Annotated in this window: 23 protein-coding genes and 2 tRNA genes; 22 read left to right on the top strand and 3 right to left on the bottom strand. The window is 64.1% G+C overall.

Annotation, left to right across the window (positions count from 1 at the left end; genetic code table 11):
- Positions 1–460 precede the first annotated feature (460 nt).
- Positions 461–817: a hypothetical protein gene (locus tag XI04_RS33515; RefSeq protein WP_271623891.1), complete on the bottom strand. Its 357-nt coding sequence runs from the start codon at positions 815–817 to the stop codon at positions 461–463.
- 398 nt (positions 818–1,215) lie between these two features.
- Here XI04_RS33515 and XI04_RS33510 point away from each other — a divergent pair, with 398 nt between their 5' ends.
- Entirely contained in the window at positions 1,216–1,539 is a 324-nt protein-coding gene (locus XI04_RS33510; RefSeq protein ID WP_271610168.1) for a hypothetical protein, read from the top strand.
- 133 nt (positions 1,540–1,672) lie between these two features.
- Here the strand turns inward: XI04_RS33510 and XI04_RS33505 are convergent.
- A tRNA-Thr gene (locus tag XI04_RS33505) sits at positions 1,673–1,747 on the bottom strand.
- Between the two features lie 316 nt (positions 1,748–2,063).
- On the opposite strand from XI04_RS33505, the gene XI04_RS33500 reads away from it, so the two are divergent.
- The 5 genes from XI04_RS33500 to XI04_RS33480 all read left to right on the top strand — a co-directional run bounded on the left by XI04_RS33500 (position 2,064) and on the right by XI04_RS33480 (position 6,142).
- Positions 2,064–2,252: a hypothetical protein gene (locus XI04_RS33500; protein ID WP_028140744.1), complete on the top strand. Its 189-nt coding sequence runs from the start codon at positions 2,064–2,066 to the stop codon at positions 2,250–2,252.
- Between the two features lie 25 nt (positions 2,253–2,277).
- Positions 2,278–3,984, top strand: a complete 1,707-nt coding sequence (locus tag XI04_RS33495) for an FAD-dependent oxidoreductase (RefSeq protein ID WP_271623893.1) — start codon at positions 2,278–2,280, stop codon at positions 3,982–3,984.
- Between the two features lie 213 nt (positions 3,985–4,197).
- Positions 4,198–4,506, top strand: a complete 309-nt coding sequence (locus XI04_RS33490) for an EthD family reductase (protein ID WP_026202518.1) — start codon at positions 4,198–4,200, stop codon at positions 4,504–4,506.
- Positions 4,507–4,692: 186 nt separating this feature from the next.
- On the top strand, positions 4,693–5,202 hold the full coding sequence (locus XI04_RS33485; RefSeq protein ID WP_038950683.1) for a hypothetical protein: 510 nt from the start codon (positions 4,693–4,695) through the stop codon (positions 5,200–5,202).
- A 115-nt stretch (positions 5,203–5,317) separates the two neighbouring features.
- Positions 5,318–6,142 (top strand): alpha/beta fold hydrolase, encoded by an 825-nt coding sequence (locus tag XI04_RS33480; protein WP_028140741.1) that lies wholly within the window; start codon positions 5,318–5,320, stop codon positions 6,140–6,142.
- A 6-nt stretch (positions 6,143–6,148) separates the two neighbouring features.
- Here the strand turns inward: XI04_RS33480 and XI04_RS33475 are convergent, their stop codons facing one another.
- A complete protein-coding gene (locus tag XI04_RS33475; RefSeq protein ID WP_028140740.1) occupies positions 6,149–6,778 on the bottom strand; it encodes a TetR/AcrR family transcriptional regulator in 630 nt (209 codons plus the stop codon).
- Positions 6,779–6,862: 84 nt separating this feature from the next.
- Between XI04_RS33475 and XI04_RS33470 the strand changes: the two genes are divergently transcribed.
- The 16 genes from XI04_RS33470 (at position 6,863) to XI04_RS33395 (ending at position 20,025) form a co-directional block, all read left to right on the top strand.
- Positions 6,863–7,801, top strand: a complete 939-nt coding sequence (locus XI04_RS33470; protein WP_028140739.1) for an SDR family oxidoreductase — start codon at positions 6,863–6,865, stop codon at positions 7,799–7,801.
- A 26-nt stretch (positions 7,802–7,827) separates the two neighbouring features.
- Positions 7,828–8,487: an epimerase gene (locus XI04_RS33465; protein ID WP_028140738.1), complete on the top strand. Its 660-nt coding sequence runs from the start codon at positions 7,828–7,830 to the stop codon at positions 8,485–8,487.
- Positions 8,488–8,569: 82 nt separating this feature from the next.
- Positions 8,570–9,019 carry a DUF2948 family protein gene (locus XI04_RS33460; protein ID WP_018321264.1) on the top strand — a complete coding sequence of 150 codons (450 nt, stop codon included), beginning with the start codon at positions 8,570–8,572 and terminating at the stop codon, positions 9,017–9,019.
- Positions 9,020–9,164: 145 nt separating this feature from the next.
- Entirely contained in the window at positions 9,165–10,460 is a 1,296-nt protein-coding gene (gene hisD / locus XI04_RS33455) for a histidinol dehydrogenase (RefSeq protein WP_271610167.1), read from the top strand.
- Positions 10,457–10,954 (top strand): UPF0262 family protein, encoded by a 498-nt coding sequence (locus XI04_RS33450; RefSeq protein WP_028140736.1) that lies wholly within the window; start codon positions 10,457–10,459, stop codon positions 10,952–10,954. The genes hisD and XI04_RS33450 overlap by 4 nt, the downstream gene beginning before the upstream one ends.
- 6 nt (positions 10,955–10,960) lie before the next feature.
- Positions 10,961–11,428 carry an arsenate-mycothiol transferase ArsC gene (locus XI04_RS33445; protein WP_028140735.1) on the top strand — a complete coding sequence of 156 codons (468 nt, stop codon included), beginning with the start codon at positions 10,961–10,963 and terminating at the stop codon, positions 11,426–11,428.
- Between the two features lie 204 nt (positions 11,429–11,632).
- On the top strand, positions 11,633–12,262 hold the full coding sequence (locus XI04_RS33440; protein ID WP_271610166.1) for a Maf-like protein: 630 nt from the start codon (positions 11,633–11,635) through the stop codon (positions 12,260–12,262).
- A gap of 145 nt (positions 12,263–12,407) precedes the next feature.
- Positions 12,408–12,590 (top strand): DNA gyrase inhibitor YacG, encoded by a 183-nt coding sequence (yacG, locus tag XI04_RS33435; RefSeq protein ID WP_028140734.1) that lies wholly within the window; start codon positions 12,408–12,410, stop codon positions 12,588–12,590.
- A gap of 174 nt (positions 12,591–12,764) precedes the next feature.
- Positions 12,765–12,840, top strand: a tRNA-Phe gene (locus XI04_RS33430).
- Positions 12,841–13,089: 249 nt separating this feature from the next.
- Positions 13,090–13,722, top strand: a complete 633-nt coding sequence (locus XI04_RS33425) for a DUF1326 domain-containing protein (protein WP_038972182.1) — start codon at positions 13,090–13,092, stop codon at positions 13,720–13,722.
- A 60-nt stretch (positions 13,723–13,782) separates the two neighbouring features.
- A complete protein-coding gene (locus tag XI04_RS33420; RefSeq protein WP_271610165.1) occupies positions 13,783–14,562 on the top strand; it encodes a DUF2182 domain-containing protein in 780 nt (259 codons plus the stop codon).
- 356 nt (positions 14,563–14,918) lie between these two features.
- Entirely contained in the window at positions 14,919–17,474 is a 2,556-nt protein-coding gene (locus tag XI04_RS33415) for a bifunctional diguanylate cyclase/phosphodiesterase (RefSeq protein WP_097669120.1), read from the top strand.
- Positions 17,475–17,740: 266 nt separating this feature from the next.
- Positions 17,741–17,989, top strand: a complete 249-nt coding sequence (locus tag XI04_RS33410; RefSeq protein ID WP_028140731.1) for a hypothetical protein — start codon at positions 17,741–17,743, stop codon at positions 17,987–17,989.
- 270 nt (positions 17,990–18,259) lie between these two features.
- Positions 18,260–18,439: a hypothetical protein gene (locus XI04_RS33405; RefSeq protein WP_028140729.1), complete on the top strand. Its 180-nt coding sequence runs from the start codon at positions 18,260–18,262 to the stop codon at positions 18,437–18,439.
- Positions 18,440–18,613: 174 nt separating this feature from the next.
- Positions 18,614–19,294: an FABP family protein gene (locus XI04_RS33400; RefSeq protein ID WP_028140728.1), complete on the top strand. Its 681-nt coding sequence runs from the start codon at positions 18,614–18,616 to the stop codon at positions 19,292–19,294.
- Between the two features lie 20 nt (positions 19,295–19,314).
- A complete protein-coding gene (locus XI04_RS33395; RefSeq protein ID WP_028140727.1) occupies positions 19,315–20,025 on the top strand; it encodes a RibD family protein in 711 nt (236 codons plus the stop codon).
- The last annotated feature ends 5 nt before the right edge of the window (positions 20,026–20,030 follow it).

The raw sequence follows: 20,030 nt of genomic DNA, 5'->3' as shown, positions 1-20,030 counted from the left end.
AACTCAGAAACTGTTTTTGAAAAGTGAATCGAACTTGTGTTGCGATCAAGTCCCCCGCTGCAACTTTTGAAAAGCGGCAAAACGCTCAGTGTCATCGGCGTTTGGGAGAGCCCATTCGCCACACCACTGCGAGTTCTTCGTCAGCGGCCAGCATTCGATCGGATTCCATTCTTGATCAGAGACGTAAGGTGAGACGCTGCCACGCTCTTTCCAAATGAGTCTTGCCGCCTCGGTGTTCACTAGAGGCGTGGGCGGAAAGCGCCGACATTGTGCGTACGACTCGGGCGTCCCGGCTGCCGGCATCCCCTGTTCAGTGGTCCAGAAGCGGCAATTTACGCACCACTTTAGGCTTGGCTTCGTTGAACGTTTGAACATGATCATCTCTTCAAATAAGCGATGCTGGCTTCCTTTGAACTTCTCAGAAAACTGAAATTAGCCGAGTGGCTTTGCGGCCTTTGGACTACAGACGGCGGGCTCCCCCCCTAGGGGTCGGGGGTGGGCCGGGGGTATAGGCCGGCTGGGATCGGCGCTTGCGCATCGCCTCGCGGGTCAATCGAGCCAGTCCATCGTCAATCGTGTGAGCCAGGTGCTCCATCATCATGCGGCCTTGTGCGGTGAAGACGTCGCCGCGATTCAAGGCCGATATGCGCGACCGCTCGAGATTGCGCTTCGCTCTGACGCCTTGCGCTGTCAACGCACGACAAGTCTCGAGCTCAACTATCGCGACGAGGTATCTGCTGTCGTCTTCCCTGGCGGCAGCAACTCGGTTCAATGCGATCACTGCGGGATCTTGTGAAGGCGTGACTTGCTTTTTCATGGACGCGCTCCCTTTGGTCGCGCCTAGTTCTAGCTAAGTCACTGAAGCAACGCGAATCTCGGAGTCACAAAAACAACGGCGAGATAGCCATTTCTTGTATGGTAGTGCGCGATTTCAAAACCCGACAAAAGCGCGCAAATCGACAAATGCGCAAAACCATCAACGTCTAAGCTGTCGGGTTTTACGTATTAGACTTTTATCGACAAAATATTCGTTGCTGAATTTTCAACAGAGCGCATCCTGATCGCGGGTCGAAAGCCCGTAACACTAGCCGATAGCCATTCCGGTGAGCGGCGAACACAAATCAAGTCCAGGGGCCGCGCGCGTATGTCCAAGGCGCACGCCCAAAGGTGCGCGGGGCCGTCTAGTGTCGGTCATTTCGCCCCTGGATTGTCATCTTGCTCGAAAGGCAAAACACTATGCGCTCATCCCTCGCTCAGAAGTCCACCGTCGTTCCCTGCGACACTGAAATCGGCCGCGAACTCGCGCGGAGGAAGGTCGACCTCCTCTTGAGCATTGAGGGGCCGTATGCGCTCATCCAGTGCCACGTAAGTTCTGCGGTCGCCGCCGCGATGCTGGCGCCGTTGAAGGGCAGGGCGGCCGGCCAATTCCGCGCCTTGGCTGGCAACCTGGTTGAGGTCGATGCCGCAGTGACGTTGCCGATGGCGACGAAGATGCTGAACGCAAAGTCTGAGGCTGCGGCGCGCCTACAGCTGCACTGAGCTATCGGGAGTAGGACGCGGGGCGGCTTCAAAGCCGCCTCGCCAGGCGCGTCAAGGATTGGGCGGTGCTTCCGATGTGCTTCCGGTGCGTGAAAGCGACCAGCTCTAGGACTCGCTAAGTATCTGAGATAAATGGTGCTGCCAGACAGGATTGAACTGTCGACCTCTCCATTACCAATGGAGTGCTCTACCACTGAGCTACGGCAGCATGTGCTGGTGAAGAATCGGGCGCCCGAGGGGCGCTACCAAGCGGGCCGATATCTGCCACAAGCCCCCCTCCTGTGCAAGCTTGCTAGGCCCGTCAAAACGAGAAAATCGGGCCGATATCAGGGCCAAACTGCTCGTTTTTGCGCGAAACCACCGACTTTCCGGCGATTCGGGCTCCGATATCCCCCGCCAACTGGCCAGTTGCCCCAGGCCTCGGATTCGATCCATTTCGCGTTTCGCACGAATGGATCGCGCCGGCCCCTTGAGCTGTCGCCATTCGGTGGCATCCTGCCGCCGACCGATGTGATGGATCCGTGATGGCCGACGAGACCGACAAGAGCGCGAACCAGGCGAGGACGTCCCGCGACGACCGCTTGAAATCGGCGCTGCGCGAAAACCTGAAGCGGCGGAAGCTGCAGGCGCGCGAACGCGCCGCAAGCACCGACCCCTCGCAGAATGACGATGGTTCCCTAAATGAGGGGGCCGCCGGCAAAGCCGGCACCTAAGAATTTGGAATGAGCGAGAATGACGATGGGGCAGAACGGACAGCAACCAACCGGTGACGAGGCGCTGATGTCGCGCTTCACCCGCCCCGAGCAGACCTTTCCGACGCTGACGCCGGTCGAGATCGAGCGTGTCAGGCATTTCGGCGAGGCCCGCAGCTACGCGGACGGCGAGTTCCTGTTCGAGACCGGCAAGCCCGGGCCCGGCATGTTCGTGGTGCTGAAGGGCCATGTCGCCATCACCCAGCGCGATGGCCTCGGTCACGTCACCCCCGTCATCGACCAGGGGCCGGGGCAATTTCTGGCCGAGCTCAGCCAGCTCTCCGGACAGCCGGCGCTGGTCGACGGCCGCGCCGAGGGCGATGTCGAGACGCTACTGTTGCCGCCGGAGCGGCTGCGCGCGCTGCTGGTCGCCGAGGCCGAGCTTGGCGAGCGCATCATGCGCGCGCTGATCCTGCGCCGGGTCAATCTGATTCAGGGCGGCATCGGCGGTCCGGTGCTGATCGGTCCGTCGAACTCCGCCGGCGTGGTGCGGTTGCAGGGTTTTCTCACCCGCAACGGTCAGCCGCATCATCTGCTCGATCCCGATCGTGATCCCGACGCGGGCGAATTGATCGCGCGTTATTCGCCCAAACCCGAAGACTGGCCGCTGGTCGTCGCCGCGAGCGGCGCGGTGCTGCGCAACCCCAGCGAGACCGAGCTTGTTCGCGCCATCGGCATGATCGGCGGGGCCAAGGACGGCCGCATCTACGACGTTGCGGTCGTCGGCTGCGGACCGGCCGGGCTCGCCACCGCCGTGTATGCGGCGTCCGAAGGGCTGTCCGTCGCGGTGCTCGACATCCGTGCCTTCGGCGGCCAGGCCGGCGCCAGCGCGCGCATCGAAAATTATCTGGGCTTTCCGACCGGTATCTCGGGCCAGGCCCTGACCGCGCGCGCGTTCACCCAGGCGCAGAAGTTCGGCGCCGACATCATGATTCCGGTGACGGTGAAGTCGCTCGACTGCACGCGCAAGGACGGCGCATTCGCGGTGGCGCTCGACGGCTGCGATCCCCTGCGCTCGCGCGCGGTCGTGGTTGCGAGCGGTGCGCGCTATCGCCGGCCGGAGATCGCGAACCTCGACAAGTTCGAGGGACGCGGCGTCTGGTACTGGGCCTCGCCGGTCGAGGCGCGGCTCTGCGCCGGCGAGGAGGTGGCCCTCGTCGGTGCCGGCAATTCGGCAGGTCAGGCGGCCGTGTTCCTGTCGGGGCACGCCAAGAAAGTGCTGATGATCATCCGCGGCGGCGGCCTGGGGGCCAGCATGTCGCGCTATCTCATCGAGCGCATCGAAGCGACCCCGAACATCGAATTGATGTTCAACACCGAGATATCAGCGCTCGAGGGCGACGAGGCCGCGCTGCTGCGGCGCATCCGCTGGAAGAGCCGGCTGTCCGACGACGAGGATTCTGCCGACATCCGCAATCTCTTTCTGTTCGTCGGCGCCGATCCCGCCACCGCCTGGCTCGACGGCTGCGGCGTGACGCTCGATCGTGGCGGCTTCGTCGTGACGGGCGCGCAGTCCGAGCAGAACCAGGGCAGGCTGGTGGCGCCGCTGGAGACCTCCGTGCCCGGCGTCTATGCCGTCGGCGACGTCCGCTCCGGTTCGGTCAAGCGCGTCGGCGGCGCGATCGGCGAGGGTGCCCAGGTCGTGGCCTCCCTGCACGGCTATCTCGGCGACGCCGCAAAACCGGCGCTTTAGCCGAGCAGAAGACAAGCAGATGGCAAGACGAATGGGACTTGCCATTGCGCCGCGTCATGCGTGACTATCTTCCCTCATCCTGAGGAGCGCGCGCAGCGCGTCTCGAAGGATGCAGGCCCGGCTGCATCTGGGCCTGCATGGTTCGAGACGCGTGCTTCGCACGCTCCTCACCATGAGGATCTGACAGAACAGTTTAAAAAAAGGGAGGACTAAATGGCTGAAGTCGTCGTGCTCTACAAGACACCCAAGGATGCTGCCGCCTTCGACAAGTACTACGCCGAGACGCACATTCCGCTCGCCAAAAAACTTCCCGGCCTGAAAAAATACGCCGTCAGCAAGGGGCCGGTCGCATCTCCTGCAGGTCCTTCCGGAATCCATCTCGTTGCCATTCTCACCTTCGACAGCGTGGGCGACATCCAGGCGGCCTTCGGCAGTCCGGAAGGCAAGGCCACCGGCGCCGACGTGCCGAAATTCGCCAGCGGCGGCGCCGACCTCTTGATCTTCGACACCAAGGAAGTGTGAGGCTCGATTCGACTTTCGTCGAAAATCTGCCGTCGTTTGTGACAGCGGTGCAAAAAAATAAGCCATGCGTTTGTCGATTCGCACGATGACGCATGGCTTCGCACATGCATGTGACGACAACGCAGGTGGCAATCCCATGAGGACCGTAATACTACTCTCGTGACCTCGATGCGTAGGAGAGATGTCATGGTCCTTGGCTTGAGCCTGTCCGCCTTCACGATGGTCCATGTCGTCATCAGCCTGATCGCCATCGCCGCCGGCCTCGTCGTGATGTTCGGCCTGCTCGGGTCGAAGTCGATGCCGGGCCTTACCGCGATCTTCTTGGCTTTCACGATCCTGACCAGCGCCACCGGCTTCCTTTTTCCGTTCGAGAAGCTGCTGCCCTCGCACATCATCGGCATCATCTCGCTGGTGCTGCTCGCCATCGCCTGCTTCGCGCTGTACGGTATGAAGCTCGCCGGCGTCTGGCGTCCGGTCTACGTCGTGACCGCGATGATCTCGCTGTATTTCAACGTCTTCGTGCTGGTGATCCAGTCGTTCCTCAAGGTCCCGGCGCTTGCCGCGCTCGCGCCGGCCGTGGCGCCGGCGCCGCCGTCGGGTCCCGTGTTCGCGGCGGTGCAGGGCATCGTGCTGGTGTTCTTCGTCGTGCTCACCATCGGCGCCTGGCGCCGCTTCAAGCCGATGGCGTTTGCCTGATCGGTCTCCCCCTCGTCATTCCGGGGCGATGCGAAGCATCGAACCCGGAATCTCGAGATTCCGGGTTCACGCTTCGCGTGCCCCGCGAATGACGTTCCACTTAAGGAGTCCCCCCATGCCCACCATCACCACCAAGGACGGCGTCGAGATCTTCTACAAGGATTGGGGCAGTGGCCAGCCGATCGTGTTCAGCCATGGTTGGCCGTTGTCGGCCGACGACTGGGACGCGCAGATGATTTTCTTCGTCAACAACGGCTATCGCGTCATCGCCCATGACCGCCGCGGCCATGGCCGCTCGTCGCAGGTTTCCGACGGCCACGACATGGATCATTATGCCGACGACCTCGCGGCCGTGGCCGCGCATCTCGACCTCAAGAATGCCATCCATGTCGGCCATTCCACCGGCGGCGGCGAAGTCGTGCACTACATCGCGCGCCACGGCGACAGCCGGGTGGCGAAGGCCGCGATCCTGTCCGCGGTGCCGCCGCTGATGCTGCAGACCGCGGCCAATCCCGGCGGCCTGCCGAAGAGCGTGTTCGACGATCTCCAGAAGCAGCTCGCGGCCAGCCGCACGCAATTCTATCGCGACCTCCCTGCCGGCCCGTTCTACGGCTACAACCGTCCCGGCGCAAAGCCGTCGGAAGCGGTGATCCAGAACTGGTGGCGCCAGGGCATGATGGGCGGCGCCAAGGCCCATTACGACGGCATCGTCGCGTTCTCGCAGACCGACTTCACCGAGGATCTGAAGAAGATCAACGTGCCGGTTCTGGTCATGCACGGCGACGACGACCAGATCGTGCCCTACGCCGATTCCGCGCCGCTCTCGGCCAAGCTGCTGAAGAAGGGCATCCTGAAAACCTACAAGGGTTTCCCGCACGGCATGCCGACCACGCACGCCGAAACTATCAACGCGGACCTGCTGGCGTTCTTCAGGGAGTGAGGCGCCTCACTTCAAGATCGCCCTGATCGCATCGAAGGTGCGCTTGACGAACGCCTCCGGCTTCTCACGCGCGCCTTCGCCGATCCAGCTCTCGCCGCCGACGCGCATCGCGCCGGTGGCGATCATGGCGACGAGCCGCGCCTGCAACCGGTCGGATTTGGTTCGTGCGCGCTGGGCGAGGCCCTCGGCCAGCGCGCGCTCGAGCTTCTCGTATTTGAGCTGGTCGCGCGCCTGCAGCGCGGGATTGTCGCGCTTGAGCCGCGACATGGCCGCGGCTTCCGCCGGATCGAGCCGCTTGACCGCCGCCGCGATCGCATTCTCCGCCGCCGTCAGCATGGATTCGTCCGCGGGCCGCGCGACGACCTCAGCGACCAGCGCGCTGGCGGCATTTTCCTGCCAGGCCGCCACCACGTCCTCCTTGGACGCGAAATAGTGGAAGAAGCTGCGCCGCGACACCTCCGCCGCCGCCGCGATGTCGTCGATGGTCGTGGCCTCGAAGCCGCGCTCCAGGAACAGCGTCATCGCCGCCCGGGTCAGCCGCGCGCGGGTCTCCTGCTGCTTGCGCTGGCGCAAGCCGGTGACAACAGGGGATTTTCCGTCCGCGGGCAATTTCCGGGCAACCTTCGAAGCCTTCAAATCGTTTCACCTCTTGCAAAGTTGCACTCAGTGCACATTTAGATTGGCCGCGGGCCTCATTCCAGCCCCGAACGGAGACATGGCATGACCGACTGGACCACGGCAGACATCCCCTCTCTCGCCGGCAAGACGGCCGTCGTGACGGGGGCGACGGGTGGCCTCGGGTACGAGACGGCGATGGCGCTGGCGGGCGCCGGTGCCATTGTCATACTCACCGGACGCAATGACGCAAAGGGCCTGCGGGCGATCGAAGGCATCTGCGCGAGGTTTCCGGACGCGCTGATCGCCTACGAGCCTCTCGATCTCGCCAGCCTCGCCTCCGTCGCCGATTTCGCCAGGCGCTTCGCCGCCGGCAACGAGCAGCTCGATCTTCTCGTCAACAATGCCGGCGTGATGGCGCTGCCGAAACGCCAGCAGACCGAGGACGGTTTCGAGATGCAATTCGGCACCAATTATCTAGGCCACTACGCACTGACGGCCCACCTGTTGCCGCCGCTTCGCCGCGCGAAGGCGCCGCGTGTCGTCAATCTCTCGAGCCTTGCGCACCGCTCCGGCACGATCAATTTCGACGATCTGCAAGGCAAGCATTCCTATCGTCCGTGGCGCGCCTATTGCCAGTCCAAGCTGGCGATGCTGATGTTTTCGCTCGAATTGCAGCGTCGCAGCGACGCGGCCGGCTGGGGTGTGAGCAGCATTGCCGCGCATCCCGGCTTTGCGCGCACCGACCTCATTGCGAACGGGCCGGGCGCCAACACGTTCCAGTCGCGGATCGGCCGGCTGCTCCAGCCGCTGTTCAGCCAGTCCGCGGCGGAGGGCGCTCTGCCAACGCTGCTCGCCGCGACTTCCCCCGCGGCCGAGCCAGGCAGCTATTACGGCCCGAACGGATTCTACGAAATGAAGGGGGCGCCCGCGGCGGCGAAGATCATGCCACACGCGAAGGATTTCGCCACCGCTGCCATGCTGTGGGATGTCTCGGCGACGCTGACCGGTGTATCCTTCGACGAGATCGCGGCCGCGGCGTGAGCCGCGAGCCCGCCAGGAACATCCCGATGCAAGTCATCATCTTCGGCGCCACCGGCATGGTCGGGCAGGGCGTTTTGCGCGAATGCCTGGTCGACGCCGGCATCGCCCGTGTGCTCGTGGTCGGCCGCAGCCCGACGGGGGTGCGCAACGCCAAGCTCACCGAGATCATCCACGACAATTTTCTGGACTATTCAACGATCGAGGCCCAGCTCACCGGCTTCGATGCCTGCTTTTTCTGCCTCGGCGTCTCCTCCATCGGCATGAGCGAGCAGCGCTACCGCCACCTCACCTATGACCTCACGCTCGCGGCTGCGACGACGCTGGCGCGCCTCAATCCGCAGATGGTCTTCACCTACGTCACCGGCGCCAGCACCGATTCCACCGAGCAGGGTTCGCGGATGTGGGCGCGGATCAAGGGCAAGACCGAGAACGATCTGCTCAAGCTGCCGTTCAGGGCCGCCTACATGTTCCGGCCCGGCGCGATCCAGCCGCTGCACGGCGCCCGTTCCAAGACCGTCTGGGTGCAGGCGGTCTATTCCGCAACCGGGCCGCTTTGGTCCGTGCTGCGCCGGCTCTCGCCGCGGCTCGTTACTTCGACCGAGCAGATCGGCCGCGCCATGATCCGCGTCGCCCGGGAGGGGTATCCGCGGAAGGTGCTGGAGATGGAGGATATCAATAGCCTCTAGCCTGCCGGCCCGTTAGTTTGAGCGGAAATTTCTGGGCCTGTGCGCGTTGAGCCCTGTCCATTCCGAAGGAGAAGCGTCGGCGATGTCGCCCCAGCTCAAACTGATCGCACTCGACGCCGACGATCTCGCCGTGATCTCGACCCATGTCCAGGACGCCCGTGTCCAGGCCTCCGACATCATCTGGCGACAAAGCGAGAAGCGGCTTGTGGTCGGGATGAGCCGGCTGGACTGGGAGCAGACGCTGGAGGGCGAGGCCGAGCCGCGCCGGCTGGTCGCCGCGCTCCGCTTCGACCGCGTGCTCGCCTGCAAGTCGCGCAACATCGAGCTCGCGGCTCCCGACAAGGTCCTGGACCTCGTCGGTATCGAATTTCATCCCCGGGACGGGCGCGACGAGGAGCCCGGCGGCAGCGCCCTGCTCTTGTTCGCCGAGGGCGGGGCCATCCGGCTCGACGTCGAATGCCTGGAATGTGAGCTGACCGACCTCGGGGCCGACGCATTGGGAACGGGGTTGGAGATCGAAGGGGAGGGATGAGGTCACCTGTATACCAGCCGCACCGGCTCAGGCCTGCGCCAGAACGGCGGCTTGCGAGGGTTGACGCCGCTTCCTCGCCGCGCCATTGAGCAGGGGACCTGGTGCGCCAATCCGCCCCAAAGACCAGCCAGAAGCCAAGCCAGACATGCCCGTTCGCCTCGACCGCAGCAGCGCCGATTTTGACCAGCGATTCGCGGCCTTCCTCGCCGCCAAACGCGAGGTCTCGGCCGACGTCGAAGCCGCCGCGCGCGCCATCGTCGACGACGTCGCCAAGCGGGGCGATGCCGCGCTGCTCGAGGCCACCGCAAAGTTCGACCGGTTGACGCTGGATGCGGCCTCCTTGCGCATTTCGGCCGCCGAAATCGAGGCCGCGAACAAGGCCTGCGATGTCGCGACGCTGGATGCGCTCAAGCTCGCGCGGGACCGCATCGAGATCTATCACCGCCGGCAGTTGCCGCAGGACGAGCGCTTCACCGACCCGCTCGGAGTCGAGCTCGGCTGGCGCTACACTGCGATCGAATCCGCCGGCCTCTACGTGCCAGGCGGCACTGCGGCCTATCCGTCCTCGGTGCTGATGAACGCGGTGCCTGCAAAGGTCGCCGGCGTCTCGCGCCTGGTGATGGTGGTGCCCTCGCCGGACGGCAAGCTCAATCCGCTGGTGCTGGCGGCGGCCTCGCTCGGCGGCGTCACCGAGATCTACCGCGTCGGCGGCGCGCAGGCCGTGGCGGCGCTGGCGCACGGCACCGCGACGATCGCGCCGGTCGCCAAGATCGTCGGCCCCGGCAATGCCTATGTCGCCGCCGCCAAGCGGCTGGTGTTCGGCAAGGTCGGCATCGACATGATCGCCGGCCCGTCCGAGGTGCTGGTGATTGCCGACGACACTGGCAATGCCGACTGGATCGCCGCCGATCTCCTGGCGCAGGCCGAGCACGATGCCAGCGCGCAGTCGATCCTGATCACCGACTCGGCCCGCCTTGCCGCCGACGTCGAAAAGGCGGTCGAGGCGCAATTGAAGACGCTGCCGCGCGCCGCAATCGCCAGCGCGTCCTGGGCCGATTTCGGCGCCATCATCATGGTGAAGAACTTAGGCGATAGCATTCCGCTCGCGGACGCGATCGCCGCGGAGCATCTCGAGATCATGACGGCTGATCCCGATGCGCTCGCTGCGAAGATCCGCAATGCCGGCGCGGTCTTCCTCGGGCCCCATACGCCGGAGGCGATCGGCGACTATGTCGGCGGCTCCAATCATGTGCTGCCGACGGCGCGCTCGGCGCGATTCTCCTCAGGGCTGTCGGTGCACGACTTCATGAAGCGCACCTCGATCCTGAAATGCGGCCCGGATCAGCTGCGTGCGCTCGGTCCTGCCGCGATGACGCTCGGACAAGCGGAGGGGCTGGACGCCCATTCGCGTTCGATTGGATTGCGCCTCAATCTGTCATGACAGAGCTGCCCGAACAGGACGACTCGACCAATCGCATCGTCGGCGTCACGCTCGACGAAGAATCGATCGGCCGTTCCGGGCCTGATATCGAGCATGAGCGCGCGATCGCGATCTACGATCTGATCGAGCAGAACCTGTTCGCGCCCGATGGCGCCGACGGGAAGGGCCCGTTCACGCTGCATATCGGCATCACCGGCAACCGCCTGATGTTCGACATCCGCCGCGAGGACGGCACGCCCGTCGTCGCGCATCTGTTGTCGCTGACGCCGTTCCGGCGGATCGTGAAGGACTATTTCATGATCTGCGACAGCTACTACCAGGCGATCCGCACCGCGACCCCCGACAAGATCGAGGCCATCGACATGGGCCGGCGCGGCATCCATGACGAGGGATCGCGCACGCTGCAGGAGCGGCTGAAGGGCAAGGTGCGGGTCGACTTCGAGACCTCGCGCCGGCTGTTCACGCTCATCACCGTCCTTCATTGGAAAGGCTGATCACGGATGGCTGCGCCCTCACGCGCACGCGATCCGCAATCGGTGCTGTTCGCCTGCGCGATGAACAGCGTGCGCTCGCCGATGGCCGAGAGCCTGTTGCAACACATGTTTCCGCAGGGCCTCTACGTGAAATCGGCCGGCGCGAGGCGCGGCGAGCTCGATCCGTTCGCGGTGTCCGTGATGGCCGAGCTCGGCCAGGACATCTCCGCCCACAAGCCGCAGACCTTCGAGGAGCTGGAGGATTGGGAGGGGCTGAATTTCGACCTCATCATCACGCTCTCGCCCGAGGCGCACCACAAGGCACTGGAGCTGACGCGGACGCTGGCGGCCGACGTCGAATATTGGCCGACGCAGGATCCGACCACCATCGAGGGCAGCCGCGACCAGAAGCTGGCAGCCTATCGCGACGTCTGCGACCAGCTGTTGATGCGCATCCGCCGGCGTTTTGCCAAGGTGGGCGCGGCGTCAGGTTGATCTCGTGCCGCGGACGCCTCTTTCCCCTCGCCCCTCGTGGGGAGAGAGGCGGAGAAGGCGTAACACCGGCGTCACAGACTGGGGGCACACGCATCTCGGCATCCCCTCGAATCACCAAAGCTGGGGTTCCCGGGTTGTGAAATCAGCCCCCTTCCGATAGGTTCCGCGCGCAATTCACTCCCTGCTCATCCCCCCAATCACCTGATGCTTGGCCGCCCCAAATTCGTACTTGCCTCCGGTTCGCCGCGGCGCCTGTCGCTGCTCAACCAGGCCGGCATCGAGCCGGACGCGCTCCGGCCGGCCGACGTCGACGAGACGCCGAAGCGGGGCGAGCTGCCGCGCGCCTGTGCCAATCGCCTCGCAAGGGCCAAGGCGGACGCAGCGCTGAAATCGGTGCAACTCGACGACGAGCTGCGTGGCGCCTTCATCCTCTCCGCCGACACCGTGGTCGCGGTCGGCCGCCGCATCCTGCCCAAGGCGAATCTGGTGGACGAGGCGGCGCAGTGCCTGCGGCTGCTGTCGGGCCGCAACCACCGCGTCTACACCGCGATCACCCTGGTGACGCCGCGCGAGGCGTTCCGCCAGCGGCTGGTCGAGACCCGCGTCCGGTTCAAGCGCCTCTCGGAAGATGACATCCAGGCCTATATCGGGTCCGGCGAATGGCGCGGCAAAGCCGGCGGCTACGCCGTGCAGGGCATCGCCGGCTCCTTCGTGGTGAAGATGGTGGGGTCCTACACCAACGTCGTCGGCCTGCCGCTCTACGAGACCACCACGCTGCTCGGCGGCGAGGGCTTTCCGATCCGCTTCGGCTGGCTCAACACCACCGCGGTGTGAGCCGGCAAGCCGCGGCTCAACAAAATCGCGAAAACAACCCCATGCACGGTAGAATGGCCTGACGGGGCGCACGCGCCGCCGGTACGAGGAACCCGTTTGCCGACAGGCTCTTGAACCCCTTCACTCCGTGCAAGCCGCCGACATCATGGACGCCCCCATCAAAAAGCCTGCCAGCCCGCTCAAAACCTGCCCGATCTGCGGCAAGCCGCAGTCCGAGGCCACCCGTCCGTTCTGCTCGTCGCGCTGTCGCGACGTCGACCTGAACCGCTGGCTGAAAGGCTCCTACGTCATCCCCGGCCGCGACGACGATTTAGATGACCTGGAATAAATAACAATATCAAATGTTTAGCGGATCACGCGAACCGCCGCGCGCCAGCCGCGGCAGCTTGTGCACAGCCGGGCCGCGCCCGGCGAAGCCTCTTGGCGAAGCCGGGTGGACAGGCCGCCCCTAGCCCACTATAAACCGCCCGCTCGATGGGCTTTGGCCCCTCTCTTGGAGCACGCCCAGGTAGCTCAGTTGGTAGAGCATGCGACTGAAAATCGCAGTGTCGGTGGTTCGATTCCGCCCCTGGGCACCATTCCCCTGACGTCGGACATCCCCGAGATGTGGCTGCTCCCGAGGCACTACCCTCGTTCGCTATACGTGGCCGGCGGCCGCTGATATGATCGTTGGACGGTAAACGGCAGCTCGCCACCACACTTTTTCTGCGATGCCGGCCTTCTGATCGGACCTCGATCCCGCTCGCGCCTTTTCGCGTTGCCTCGACAAGAACGCTGAACAAATCGTCAATGGCTGCCGCGTCCCCGCTCACATTGGGAGATGTGCCATGGCTGCATCGGACTGGCGTCTCGAAGGCGAATGGATGAAGAACTGCACCTGCGCGTTTGGCTGCCCCTGCGATTTCAACGCACGGCCGACCCAAGGCTATTGCAAGGGAATGGTCGCCATGCGGATCGCCAGGGGACATTTCGAAGGGACCAGGCTCGATGGTCTCTGCTTTGCGATCACGGTTGACTTCCCTGGGCCGCTTCATGAGGGCAACGGGACAATCCAGCCCATCATCGACGAACGCGCCACGGCGGAGCAGCGTCAGGCGTTGTTCGATATCTTTTCCGGCAAGCATTCGGCCGAAGGCACGCTTTTCCAGATCGTCAGCATGATCGTTACCAGGATCCACGATCCGGTGTTTGCGCCGTTCGAGTTTTCCTTCGACAAGGAAGGACGCGTCGCAAAACTCGTCGCCAGGGGCGTGCTCGAGACCGATGTCGAGCCGATCAAGAACCCGGTCACCGGTGATCCGCACCGCATCCAGGTGGTCATGCCCGAGGGGTTCGAACATCGGGCAGCCGAGGTCGCATCCGCCAACATCCGCTCGACCGGGGCGATCCCGTTCGAGACCCGGGGTACGCATAGCTCGCTCGCCAATGTCGTGCAGACGCCCGAGGGGGTTGCCGCATGATGCGGCGCTGACACCGACATAAAACCTCGGTGTGAGCTCCTCATCGCTATGGACAAGTCGATGCAGGGGCGCTCGATACTGGAACACCTGCTCCACCGCGACCGGCTGATCGTCGCGATCGGGACTGCCGCAGTGGTGGCGCTCGCCTGGGCCTATCTTGCCGCGGGCGCCGGCATGGACACCGAGATGATGAGCGACATGCCGGACATGGCGCCGATGCCGTGGACGCCATTCTATGGCGTGCTGCTGTTCGTGATGTGGTGGGTGATGATGGTCGCGATGATGGCGCCGAGCGCGGTGCCCACCGTCCTCTTGTATGCGACCGTCAAGCGCAAGCAGGAGACCGCCTCCCGCGCCGCAATCGATACCTGGATCTTTCTCGCCGGCTATCTCGTGACGTGGGCGGGGTTCAGTCTCGCTGCGGTCCTGGTGCAAGGAGCGTTCGAACGTTTCGGATTGCTGTCGATGGCGATGGCAAGCACCAGCGCGATTTTGGGCGGCGGCGTTCTGATTGCAGCAGGGCTTTATCAGTTCACGCCTCTCAAACAGGCGTGCCTGCGGTACTGCGAGAGCCCGCTGTTGTTTCTCAGCCGACATTGGCGGCCCGGCACACGCGGCGCATTGCGAATGGGACTTCGCCACGGCAGCTACTGCGTAGGCTGCTGCTGGTTTCTGATGGTATTGCTGTTCGTCGGCGGCGTGATGAACCTGGCCTGGATCATCGGCATCGCGCTCTATGTCGCCGGCGAGAAGCTGCTGCCGTTCGGCCGAAGATTGAGCTATGCGGCAGGCGGGGTCCTCATCCTGTCCGGCACGATCGTTCTTGCGCGGGCAATCTGAAAAGCAGGTCCAAAGGCGGCCGAAAATGTGCGGCTTTCGACATGCCCGTGTACCTGATTGCTCAAGGCCAGCCGACCTCCGTGATGATACGGATGCTTTAAGCTGAAGAATTGAGCTTTGCCCAAACACAAACTTAAGGCTGTTTCAGCTACCTTTGCGCTAAGAGCAGCACCCGCGCGCCGCTTTCGGCCGCGGGTGTCCCTGTGCAGTCGAGGCGGAGACAAGGCGATGCCAATACTGCGGGCGAGCGCAGTTCTGCCCTGGCGGCCGAAGCGGGGGTGCGCGTCGTGATTCCCGCAGGGGCAGTCCGCAAAGCCGGAAGAACGATCCTGCGGAATGGTCCGCTGCAGATCGCATTGTTCTTTCTGCCCCTGGTCTGGATCGGCTATTTCGCAATCACCGCGTCGGAGCGGATGGATGCGGTCGAGCAGGCGCGGTCGCACGGCGACAGCGTCGCCGAACTGTTCGAGGAAAACACCGAACGCATCTTCGAGCGCGTCGATCAGTCATTACTGGTGGTGCGAGCGCTCTACGCCCAGGATCCGCTCACCTTCAGCTTGAAGTCATGGTCGGACACGGCCCGCATTGCGACCGGCGACGTGGTTCAGTTCGCACTGATCGGATCAGACGGATACATGATCGACACGACCGCGGGCTATTCCGGTCCGCCGCTTTATCTTGGCGATCGCGAACACTTCATCAATGTCATGGCGCAAGCCGACGATCGCCTCTACGTTGCCAAGCCGGTGCTGGGAAGGGCCTCGAACAAATGGACGATCCAGCTGGCAAGAAAGTTGTTCGACCTCGCGCGGAATCCGGCCGGGGTGATCGTCGGCTCGATCAGCGTCGACGTGGTCGGCAGGTTCTACGACACGGCAAAGCTCGGCGTCGGAGGAACGCTGGTGCTCAGAAATGCGAATTACGTCGTGCTCGCCGCCCGGGGCGTGGACCAGAGCTCCGTGCTGGGACAACGCACACCCAGCCGCGTCGAGGGCGAGCTCGGTGACGGCTTCTATGTGCAATATTGGAACGAGAACCGGCCGAACCGCAGCGACCGGCTGATCACGGCGCGCAGGTCGCGCGCGTTTCCGCTCATCTTCACCGTCGGCATTTCGGAGCAGGAGATTTATTCCCGCTCCGCCTTCAGGCAGAAGGTCTATCTCGGCGGCGCGCTGCTGCTGACGTTCATTATCCTCGCCGCGACGACATTCCATTGGCGACGGCAGCAGGCGCTGGATCGCGCTCACCGCGAGCGGCGCGATTTTGCCAGCAAGTTCGAGGATGCGCTCCGGAACCTTCCCCAGGGCTTGAGCATGTTCGATGGCCGTGACCGCCTGATCGCATTCAACCCGCAATGGCTCGAACTCTATGGCCTCCTGCCGGAAGACATTCGGATCGGCATGCATTTCCGGGATATATTCGCAAAACAGACCGCCGTTCTCGACGTCGAGGCCTATCTCGTCGATTTGAAGAACCGGCTCGCCCGGTCGGAGCAGATCTCGAACACCGTGCAGTTTCCCGATGGACGGGTCGTCTACATCTCCTACGGCCGGCGCGAGGGTGGCGGCTGGGTCGCTACTCATGAGGACATCACCGAGCGCAAGGCGTCGGCGGACCGCATCGAGCGGCTGGCGCATTACGACAGCCTGACCGGCCTTGCCAACCGCAACCTGTTCAAGGAGCGCATCGACGAGGCGCTAGCCAGCTCGCGCCGGCTGGAGCCTGCGTTCGCCGTCCTCCTGCTCGATCTCGACAAGTTCAAGTCCGTCAATGATGCGCTCGGCCATCAATGCGGCGACGCATTGCTGAAGCAGGTTGCCGACCGGATCAAGGCGCAGATTCGTGATGCCGATACGGCGGCGCGAATTGGCGGCGACGAGTTTGCCGTGATCGTGGCCGCGATGCGCGACGGCGCTGCAAGCCTGGCCGAGCGGCTGGTCCAGGCCATTGCCGAGCCCTATCACATCGATGGCCATCCCGTCGTGATCGGCTGTAGCATTGGCCTTGCGCTCGTGCCCGAGCACGGCACGCGGGTCGATGAGATCCTCCGCAACGCCGATCTTGCGCTCTACAGGTCGAAGAATGCCGGCCGAAGCTGCTTCCACCTCTATTCAGCGGAGCTCAAGGCGGAAGCGGATCAGCGCAACGTGCTCGAGATCGAGCTGCGCGAAGCGATCTGGCGCGAGGAGATGGAGGTATTCTATCAGCCCGTGATCGAGCTCGGCACCGGCCGGGTAAAATCGGTCGAAGCGCTGGCGCGCTGGCATCACGGCACCAGGGGCTACATTCCTCCGGCTGAGTTCATTGCGGTTGCGGAGGCGGGGGGCTTGATCGTCGAGCTCGGCAATCAGGTGCTTGCCCGGGCCTGTCGCGATGCGATGAGCATGCCGGCCGACGTTAAGGTCGCCGTCAATCTCTCTGCCCTGCAATTTGCCGGCACCAATCTCGTCGACACCGTGACGTTTGCGTTGGCGCAGAGCGGCCTTCCGCAAACCCGGCTCGAACTCGAGATCACCGAGAGCGTATTTCTCGCCGACACCGAGGAGAACCTCAAGACGCTGCAGCGCCTCAAGGCGCTCGGCGTCTCCATTGCCCTTGACGATTTCGGTGTCGGATACTCGTCTTTGTCCTATTTGACGGCCTTTCCTTTCGACAAGGTCAAGATCGACAAATCGTTCATCGACAGGATCGATCGCTGCGAGACCGTCGCCGTGCTGAAGTCCATCGTGCAACTCGCGAAGACGTTGAAGCTCTCGATCGTCGCCGAGGGGGTCGAGTCCTTCGAGCAGGTTAAACGGCTCCAGTCACTCGGCATCCCGCTCGGCCAGGGATTTCACTTCAGCAAGCCCGTGCCGCTCGCCGGCCTCTCGTGGCAGGCTCCCCCGGCGCGACGGAAACGGCGGGCGGCGTGAGCTGAATGCCTCCGGCGTTTGTCATCATCGCCCGCCGCCCAAGAGCAGGAAAGCTGAGCAGGTGAAGCCTCCCTAGGAATAGCTTGGAAGGGGGCAAGACCTGGTGGTCCCCTGGCACGTTCAGCTCCCGCTGAGAGCCGAAGGACCGCACCGCGCGGAGCCAATTCCCGAGCCAAATCGCACCCGCCGATCCTGGCACTCCATTTGCTCAGTCTTGACCAAAGCCGGGCCTCGGCAGGGAGGCCCGTTTCAGGTTGAGGCAAGCGATGCAAGAAATGTCCCGTTCTGGTACTGCCGGAGAACTCCGGCTCGATGCGCTGATCGCCGATTTGTGGTGGCGCGTCCGGCTGTTGAATACCGACATTCTCGAGGAGGAAGCCAAAGCCGGCGTGTTCGACGTGCTTCAGCCGACATATCCGCTGCTTGCACTGAACCTCCGAGCGCGGCGCGACAATCTGGTCTCGACGATCGGCGTGCTCGAGGAGCGTGCGAAATCGGTGTCGGAAGCGGCTTGAGAGCCGCCTCCGGTGACACCGGAAACGTCAGCGAGGTGACTCTTCACGGTGCTGACGGACACGCCGAGCGTCGCGAAGATCGCGTCGCGCGTCTGTCCTTCGCAGGGGGGCTCGACGGACAAGCCGCCATGCGCTTCGTGCTGCGGATGACGCGTGATCGCCGACGTCTCGATCGTCGCCGCGTGATCGCCGACACATATCGTTCCAGCGGGTCGATCTAGCTTGGCGTCAGGTGGCTCGCAGTGATCCACCGGGAAGAGGACAAGACTTATGCGCAATATCATCCTTGTGGCCTTCGCAGCGATCACCCTGGCAAGCGCGGTGACGCCCGCGAGCGCGCTGACCATCGTCCGCGATCATCGCGACCCGCCGATTGTGCGCGACCATCGCAATCAGACCATCGTCAGGGACCACCGCACGCAGCCCGAGGTCCGCGATCATCGCCACTAAACGTCCCGGCGGCGGAGCCCAACCGAACGGGTTCGGCTTCGTCGTCTTGTCGAAAAGCCCGACAATCGTCCCGCGCGCAACGCCGGTGTCCATTCGCGATTGTGAGGCCTGAGCACGCGCCACGCCCGCGCCGCCATGCTATTGCTGCCTCCGCAACTTTCCCGCGAGGCCGCCATGCTCCCCATTCCCGCCGATATCTTCACCGAGCCCGAGGACGTCTCGCCCGACGGCCTTGCCAATCTCGGCCCGCTTCGCCGTCTCGCAGGGCATTGGCAGGCGGACAAGGGCATCGACATCAATCCGAAGGCGGAGGGGCCGGAGCGGCGGACCTTCATCGAGCGCATCCGCATGGACCCGATCGATCCGCAGGCCAACGGGCCGCAGCTGCTGTACGGGCTGCGCTATCACATCCACATCAACACGCCCGAGGAAGACATCACCTTCCACGACCAGGTCGGCTATTGGCTGTGGGAGCCCGCGACCGGGTTGATCATGCAGACGCTGGCGATTCCGCGCGGGCAGGTGCTGCTGGCTTCGGGCAAGGCCGGGCCCGACGACAGGACGATCTCCGTCACCGCAAAGCGTGGCGATACCGCCTACGGGATCTGCTCGACCGACTTTCTGGAACAGGCGTTTCGCACCGACTCCTATCGCTGCGACATCACCTTCAACGACGACGGCAGCTGGACCTATCTGATCCAGACCGAGTTGTTCGTGCGCGGCGCGCCGTTCGACCATCGCGATACCAACACGCTGCAGCTGGTCGCGCCACCAAAGCTCAATCCGCTCGCGGTGATCGTCAACGATCGCGCCAGGAGCGATGAGAAGGGCGATGGGCCGGCAGCCTCGGCCTGAGTGATGCTCGGAGACTTTGCATGAAGCCCTATGTCATCTGTCTGATGCACTCCAGCCTCGATGGCCGCACGCATCCCAGCCGCTGGCGCCCGAAGGGGGCGGGCACGGACTGGTTCGAGAAGATTCATGACGAGCTCGGCGGCGATGCCTGGGTGATCGGCCGCGTCACCGGCTCGGAGTTCGCCAGGGGCCAGCCTTATCCTGCGACGAACGACGCGAAGCTGCCGCGTGAAAACTGGTTCGCGCGGCGGGACGCCAAGACCTATGGAATCGTGCTCGATGCGCGGGGCAAGATCGGCTGGGGCCGCTCGGACATCGGCGGCGATCCGATCGTCGTCGTGCTGACTGAGAGCGTGCCGGATTCCCATCTCGCAGGGCTCCGGGGCGAAGGCATTTCCTACATCTTTGCCGGCAAGTCCGAGCTCGATCTGGCGCTGGTGCTGGACATTCTCAGCCGCGAGTTAGGGGTGAAGCGGCTGCTGGTGGAGGGCGGCGGCGTCGCCAATGGCGCGTTCCTGCGCGCCGGTCTGATCGACGAGTTCAACCTGATTCTCAGCCCCGCGATCGATGGCGCAGAGGGCGCGCCCTTCGTGTTCTCTTCAACGGAGGCGGACAGCGACAAGCGCGCGCCGATCACCGCGATGACGCTGGAGAGTACGCGCCAGCTCGGCGGCGATGTCCTGCTGCTGCGCTATCTGATCAAGAACGATCCGCAAGCCGCGAGCCGGTAACGCGC

It is taken from the genome of Bradyrhizobium sp. CCBAU 11430, from assembly GCF_028128855.1.
Taxonomy (GTDB): domain Bacteria; phylum Pseudomonadota; class Alphaproteobacteria; order Rhizobiales; family Xanthobacteraceae; genus Bradyrhizobium; species Bradyrhizobium ottawaense.
This window is presented reverse-complemented; position numbering and strand designations above follow the sequence as displayed.